The sequence below is a fragment of the Anaerorudis cellulosivorans genome, from assembly GCF_025943985.1.
GTDB classification, from domain to species: domain Bacteria; phylum Bacteroidota; class Bacteroidia; order Bacteroidales; family Dysgonomonadaceae; genus Anaerorudis; species Anaerorudis cellulosivorans.
Window position 1 is genome coordinate 37,037 of record NZ_JAPCWE010000022.1, and the last position, 6,929, is coordinate 43,965.

Below are 6,929 nucleotides of genomic sequence, written 5' to 3' on the forward strand. Positions count from 1 at the left end.
CTCGATTTAATGCCGGAATTTTACCCACAGTCAGGGTTGAGTTTTCGTAGTAATCTGGATAAAGTCAAACGAAGTCGCCAGATCATTTCTGTTTTTATCAAATTTGGTCTGGATTACCTTTTGGATGTTTCTCGCGTAAACTTTATTACCAAAATACGAAGCCGTCGAAAAGGATATGAAAAATTATCGAGTGCCGAAAGGCTTCGTTTGGCTTTTGAAGAATTAGGTCCTACTTTTATCAAATTCGGTCAAATTCTGAGTACTCGCCCCGATTTCCTTCCTTCAGACTATATCTCCGAATTGGAAAAACTTCAAGATAAAGTTTTACCGGTAGAAACCTTACGGATTCGGGAATGTATTGAAAAAGAACTCAATAAACCATTAAACCAAGTGTTTAAGGAGTTCGATGAAAAACCTGTTGCTTCTGCTTCTTTAAGCCAGGTTCATAAAGCCGTTTTATACAATGGAGAAATTGTAGCCCTAAAAATTCAAAAACCCGGCATTCGGAATACCATTGAACTGGATCTTTCCATTTTGGAAAGCTTTGCAGATGTGTTGGAGAAACGACTGCGAAACGGTCCTTTTCACAGTCCCAAAGCTGTGGTGGCAGAAATAAAAAAAGCCCTCAGAAAAGAACTGGACTTCTTGAACGAAGCCCATAATTTCGATAAATTCAGAAATAATTTTAAGGGGATTGATTATATTAAAGTTCCCAAAGTTTATTGGGATTTGACTACCGAGAAACTGTTGACCATGGAATTTATCGAAGGGGTAAAAATTTCAGAAATCACCCAAGAAAAATACAGACAACAGTTTGACCTGAAGAAAATTGCCGATCGGGCTGCGGAAGCGCTTCTTAAACAAATCCTCCTCGACGGGTTCTTTCATGCCGACCCGCATCCCGGAAATCTTTTCGTGCAGCCTCCCGACACCATCGTGATGCTCGACGTGGGAATGACGGGGCATCTCGACGAAAGGACCATCATCATCATTGCCAAGACCTTGCGTGCAGCCAACGAAAAAGACTATAGCCACATCATTCGCGGACTGCAGGATCTGGGATTGGTCGTTCAAAAAATAGACAAGTTTTCCCTGCGGCAAGATTTAGACGAATTGATAGAACTCTATTCCGATCGCCCTTTCAAAACCATCAGCATGGCCAAAATGAATCAGCAAATTTTGGAAATCATGATGCGTCACAAAATGGCCATCCCCTCAAATCTGGTAATGATGCTACGTTCCATTTCCATTGCCGAATCGGTAGGGAAACAATTGGAACCCGATTTCGATATGTTCAGCCTCGTACAACCTTTTGTCAGAAAAATATATTTTAAACTTTATTCTCCAAGACGATGGAAAGAACGAGGTGTAAACGTAATGGATGAAAGTGTAGAGCTCGTCGAACACTTGCCCCACCACTTATCCGATTTGCTCCGAAAATTAAGAGAAGGGCAGTTTGAGGTAAAACTTGAACATCACAAGCTGGAAGAAATTACCCAGGAAATTAAGGGATCGAGCAACCGAATTTCGGCAAGCTTGATTATCGCAGCACTCATCGTGGGATCTTCTTTAATTTTGCAACAAGGGATCGGACCTACAATTTCCAATGTTTCCATCATTGGAATTATTGGCTATATTCTTGCCGGCGTTTTGGGACTTGGACTGATCATTTCCATTTTTCGATTGAGCCGAAAAAAATAAATGCCGCTCTTCTGAAATTCGTAGCCGGCTTATTCGTCAAAAACAGGTCTTTCGGATTTTAACGACGGCGTCCCATTCGCAACAGAAGGCCAATCGTTTATCCATTGTATTTTGTCGAGCATCAATACCCTTCCCTTATCGGGATGCGCTGTCCAATAGGCGTGGTAAAACATCCAAGTTTGACCTTTATCATCCGCTACGATTTCCGAATTATGTCCGGTACCGACAAATTCGGTATTCTTACGAATAAGAATCTCATGATGGTTATCCATCATTGATTGACCTGATTTATCGACATAGGGGCCGAAAAGATGTTCAGACCGCCCAACTACTGTAGTATACGTACTGTTCAATCTTTCACAACAGGTACCCGTGGAAGCGAATAAATAATAATAGCCATTGCGTTTATGAATGTAGGTTCCTTCGTATGCCGTACCTGCCACTTGTACTTTTTCCGCACCGGATTTCAAAGCCAACCCATCATCTGACAATTCAATGGCATATATCCCGTGAAAACTCCCCCAAAACAAATATTTTTCTCCATTCTCCTCGTAATAACACGGATCGATGGAGTTTTGAACATTGATCTCGTCGCTGCGAAAAAGTTTCCCGTGATCGGTGAACGGTCCTTCGGGTTTATCGGCCGTAGCCACCCCGATTCCGCACGCCCATTCTCCACCCCAAACCGACATGGAATAATACAGCACATATTTGCCGTTTATGTAGTTGATATCGGGTGCCCACAATCCGCCTCTCGATACAAAAGTAGGACGCGTTTGATCGGTAAAAGCGGTTCCCATAAACTCCCAATCAATAAGATTGGGAGAGCGATAGATCGGAATATTACGAATATCCTCTGTCGCATAAAGATAGAAATAACCATCATTTGCCTTTATTACGGTAGGATCCGGCAAACTGCGATGAATCACCGGATTTTGATATCTATCTTTATCTGTCGGCTGAGGAGTGATTGCCTCACTCCCCTTGCACGACAAAAATAACAATGTATAAATCAATAGTTTAAGATATTGCATATCTCACTATTTACTTGTTTGATTCGTTGTTCATCCATCTTGATCATTTCCCTGTCGTAAGTCATCAAACCGTTGACTTCAACCTCCACATCGGTAGTCTGGGTGTAAACTGCTGCAGAGAAACCATGTTTAATCAGTGTCTTAAGCTGCTCGGCATATTCCACATATTGATCGGTAACTTCTTTGGAACTGTTGAACTGCACATATCCCCAATTACGGTCGGGTTCCCACAAATGCCCTTTTACAGCCCATCCAATTCCGCCATATTCGCCTAAAACGGTTGGCCGTTGACCGTCATACAAATACAATTCGGGGTGTGGATAATTATGCAAATCCAACATATCCCCTACAGGATAATGATTGCCCCCACTAGCCGGATTAACCAAGCGGGAAGGATCGTATTGTTTGGTCCATTCCGCTATTTCTTTCGTTTTAAATTGGCCCCATGCTTCATTGAAAGGAACCCAAACGCCTACACAAGGATAGGAATACAGAAAATCGATGATTTCTTTCCACTCCTTGCGATAATTTGCTTCGGATTCGGGAGAACGGAGCCATTCCACACCATTGAAATATTGACGTGGCTGCCAATGGGGACCACGATCTCCATTGGGCATATCCTGCCAAACAATCATGCCCAACCGGTCACAGTGCATATACCAGCGTGCAGGTTCAACCTTCACGTGTTTGCGGATCATGTTAAACCCAAGATCCTTGGTTTTCTGAATATCGAATTTCAGAGCATCGTCGGTAGGAGCGGTATATAAACCGTCAGGCCACCAACCCTGATCGAGAGGACCAAACTGGAACAAATCTTTGTTGTTCAATTGCAAACGAACAATCCCCTTATTATCTCGTTTTATCGAATATTTACGCATGGCCGCATAACTGTTTACTTTATCCTGCGGTTTATTGTCGCTCCATAACGTAATTTCCAAATCATAAAGAAATGGGCTATCGGGAGACCACAGCTTTACCTGCTCCGGCATCGTAATCTCAACCGGAAGATGATTGATGGAACGACCGGAAGCAATAACTTGCGAACCATCCATTACTTTTACTTCTATTTTATCCAATGCAGATACTTCATTTACCGATGCCTCCACGGTAAGTATGTTTTTATCGATATCCGGAGTAATTTTTACATTCGTAATATATTTTTCCGGGACAGGCTCCAACCAAACTGTCTGCCAAATACCGGTTACCGATGTATACCAAATGCCTTCGGGCCTATTTACCTGTTTCCCGCGAGGTTGATAACCGTCGTTGGTCGGATCCCAGACTTTTACAACCAACGTATTGGACCCACTTTTTAACGCCGACGTTATATCGAAAGAGAAAGGCGTGTAACCACCGGTATGTCGACCGACTTTAATATCGTTTACCCACACATCGGCTTTCCAATCCACTGCACCAAAATGCAACAATATCCGATTATTTTTCCATTTTGAAGGAATGGTAAATTCCCGCTGATACCATAATTCGTTTTCCCTACCTACCTTTTTCTGTACACCGGATAAGCTTGATTCTATTGCAAACGGAACCAAAATTTTGCCGTCGAATGTTGAAGGTGTTTGCTTTCCTATAGGAAGTATGGCATAATTCCACAAGCCATTCAGGTTTTGCCATTCCGCACGTTCCATAATCGGACGGGGATATTCAGGCAATACATTGTTCACATCGATTTGCGATGCCCATCGGGTTTTAATCTTATCGCCGGCCGGCTGCCACTGGGCAAAAGCAGAAAAGGCCATCAGCCAACCCATACATACAAGAAGTCTTACTTTCATTTTCATTTTAAATTTAAATTTATTTTAAAGTTAATACCGGTATTTTTATCGCGAATTAAAAACAAAGCAAACATAACCCAAATTTCAGCAGTACAACAAAACAAATGAATCGAAAAATGCAACTATCATCTCAAAAATCCATGACCTAAGAAAAATCTTTGGGTAAAACCCCAAATTGCTGTTGGAAACATTTAGCAAAATAAGAAGGAGAATTAAATCCGACCATGTAACATATTTCGGTTATCCTATAGTTGCCTTCTTTTAACAATTGAGCCGCTTTTTTTAATCGTGCTATTTTAAGGTATTCGTTAGGAGTTACATCGAGAACACCTTTGATTTTTCGGTAAAAACTAGCTTTGCTCATACAAAACCGGTCGGCCAAATCTTCAATATTGAAATCCGAATTTGCAATATTGTCTTGTATAATCTCATCCAATTTCTGCAAAAACTCGCTATCCGATTTATTAAGATCAATGTTATTCATTCCGGCAAAAGGATATTTCAAGAACGCTTCACGAAATTTTTCTCTATTTTGAAGAAGGCTGGTAATTTGGGCAAGTAAGACTTCAACAGAAAAAGGTTTTTCGACATACGCATCAGCACCTACTTCAAAACCCTGTACTTTGGATTGGACATTTACTTTGGCAGTAAGAAGAATTACCGGAATATGGCTAAACTCGATATCGGATTTTATATGCCCGGTCAATTCAAAACCATCCATTTTAGGCATCATGATATCGCTGACAACAAGATCTACATTTTGATTTTTCAGTATACCCAATGCCTCTTCTCCGTTGGATGCCACTATCGTATTATACTGGATTTGTAAGCATTTTTCGAGAAAATCCCTCATCTCCAAATCATCCTCAACCAAAAGAAGCAAAGGTCGCTTTTTTGATTTTCCTTTTTTCCCATTATCTGTTTTCTCCGAAATTTCATCCCTCTCTTCGACGACTTCAGTATTTTCGTCATCACCTAAAGATCCTATTGGGAAGATAACTCGAAATACGTTCAAATTATTCCTCAAACAATATGTTATCGATCCTTTTAATAATTCGGTCAACGATTTTGTTAAAGCCAAACCTATCCCGGTTCCGGTGACGATTTTATCTTTCTCGCTATCAAAGCGGGTGAAAGGCTTGAACATTTCTTTTTTAAAACGATCCGGTATGATCGGACCATCGTTTTCGGTCTCAAAATTGAAGAAGTCATTTGAATTTTCGTCGGTTGAACAATCGAGAAAAACATTCACGCAACTATCGCAATATTTTATAGCATTGTTTATCAAATTACTAATAATTTTGATAAAAGCTTCGACATCAATTTTTGCAATGATGTCTTTCTCAGGAAGTTTTAAATTAAAATCGATATTTTTCTGTTTTGCAAACGGTATAAATCGTTCAAAAGTTTTCCTGACCACATCTGACACATTTGCCACTTTCTCGTTTAACTTATAAAGTTCGGCTTCCGTTTTTCTAAAATCCAGCAATTGATTGGTCAAATCCAATAATCTATCGGTATTTTTACTCATTACTTCCAGATTATCTTTTACTTCGGTTGGAAGCGCATCATTTTTCAAAATCTGTTCAAGAGGTGCTTTAATCAATGATAATGGGGTTCTAATTTCGTGAGCCACGTTAGTGAAAAAATCAATCTTTGATTCATACAATTCCTTTTCTTTTTCACGCTCAAAAAGGCGCATTTTTTGCAACTGAAGTTTTCTCGATCTCCGATGAAAATAGAATATGATAAAGAATGCGCAAGAAATCAAGCATATAATATAAAACGCATATGCCCACCAAGTTTTCCAAAAAGGTGGACTAACAATTATATCCAACGTCTTCATTGCCTTATTTATTCCACTCGAAGATTCGGTTTCTAAAGAAATAATCAACTTGTATTCTCCCGGATTTAAATTTGAATAAATAATAGACTGAGTGGAATTGGCCGGGATCCATTCCTTATCGAAACCTTCAAGCTTGTAAACCACATTTTTAGGATGAAACCCCGAATAACTCAATAGCGCATATTTAATGGTAAAAGAATTTTTATCATAAGGAAGACGAATACATTGAGTATACAAAATGCTCTCTTTTAACGGAGAATTTTTATCGCACACATTTGCAGGCGAATTATTCAAATGAAAATCCGTCAACACAATAGGCGGAATAGCACTATCTTCTTTAAAATAAGCAGGATTAAATCGCACAAAACCATCTATCGAACCAAAATAAAGGGTCCCATCAGGTGCTTTATAACTCGATTTATAATTGAATTGATGAGTCTCCTCTGATAACCCCATTTTTCAAAAGTACGAAAAATTGAGATATTTCAGACGAGAGTTGTTTAAAAAATTATTTATTAGAGAGTTTACATTATTTTCAAAACATATCCATTTTTTAAT

At 39.6% G+C, this 6,929-nt stretch carries 4 protein-coding genes; 1 reads left to right on the forward strand and 3 read right to left on the reverse strand.

Going from position 1 to position 6,929, the window contains the following annotated elements; translation table 11 throughout:
- Window positions 1–9 precede the first annotated feature (9 nt).
- Window positions 10–1,701: an ABC1 kinase family protein gene (locus tag OLM34_RS10800; RefSeq protein ID WP_264407248.1), complete on the forward strand. Its 1,692-nt coding sequence runs from the start codon at window positions 10–12 to the stop codon at window positions 1,699–1,701.
- Window positions 1,702–1,730: 29 nt separating this feature from the next.
- Here OLM34_RS10800 and OLM34_RS10805 read toward each other — a convergent pair whose 3' ends face one another.
- The 3 genes from OLM34_RS10805 to OLM34_RS10815 form a co-directional block, all read right to left on the reverse strand.
- Window positions 1,731–2,735, reverse strand: coding sequence for a family 43 glycosylhydrolase (locus OLM34_RS10805; protein ID WP_264407250.1), 1,005 nt, complete (start codon window positions 2,733–2,735; stop codon window positions 1,731–1,733).
- Window positions 2,714–4,531, reverse strand: a complete 1,818-nt coding sequence (locus OLM34_RS10810) for a glycoside hydrolase family 2 protein (RefSeq protein WP_413777228.1) — start codon at window positions 4,529–4,531, stop codon at window positions 2,714–2,716. The genes OLM34_RS10805 and OLM34_RS10810 overlap by 22 nt, the downstream gene beginning before the upstream one ends.
- A gap of 139 nt (window positions 4,532–4,670) precedes the next feature.
- Window positions 4,671–6,827: a hybrid sensor histidine kinase/response regulator transcription factor gene (locus OLM34_RS10815; RefSeq protein WP_264407252.1), complete on the reverse strand. Its 2,157-nt coding sequence runs from the start codon at window positions 6,825–6,827 to the stop codon at window positions 4,671–4,673.
- Between the last annotated feature and the right edge of the window lie 102 nt (window positions 6,828–6,929).

Excerpts from the sequence above, each read along its gene's own strand:
- OLM34_RS10800 (WP_264407248.1), top strand. The coding sequence starts at position 10 with ATGCCGGAATTTTACCCACAGTCAGGGTTGAGTTTTCGTAGTAATCTG.
- OLM34_RS10805 (WP_264407250.1), bottom strand. The coding sequence starts at position 2,735 with ATGCAATATCTTAAACTATTGATTTATACATTGTTATTTTTGTCGTGC.
- OLM34_RS10810 (WP_413777228.1), bottom strand. The coding sequence starts at position 4,531 with ATGAAAATGAAAGTAAGACTTCTTGTATGTATGGGTTGGCTGATGGCC.
- OLM34_RS10815 (WP_264407252.1), bottom strand. The coding sequence starts at position 6,827 with ATGGGGTTATCAGAGGAGACTCATCAATTCAATTATAAATCGAGTTAT.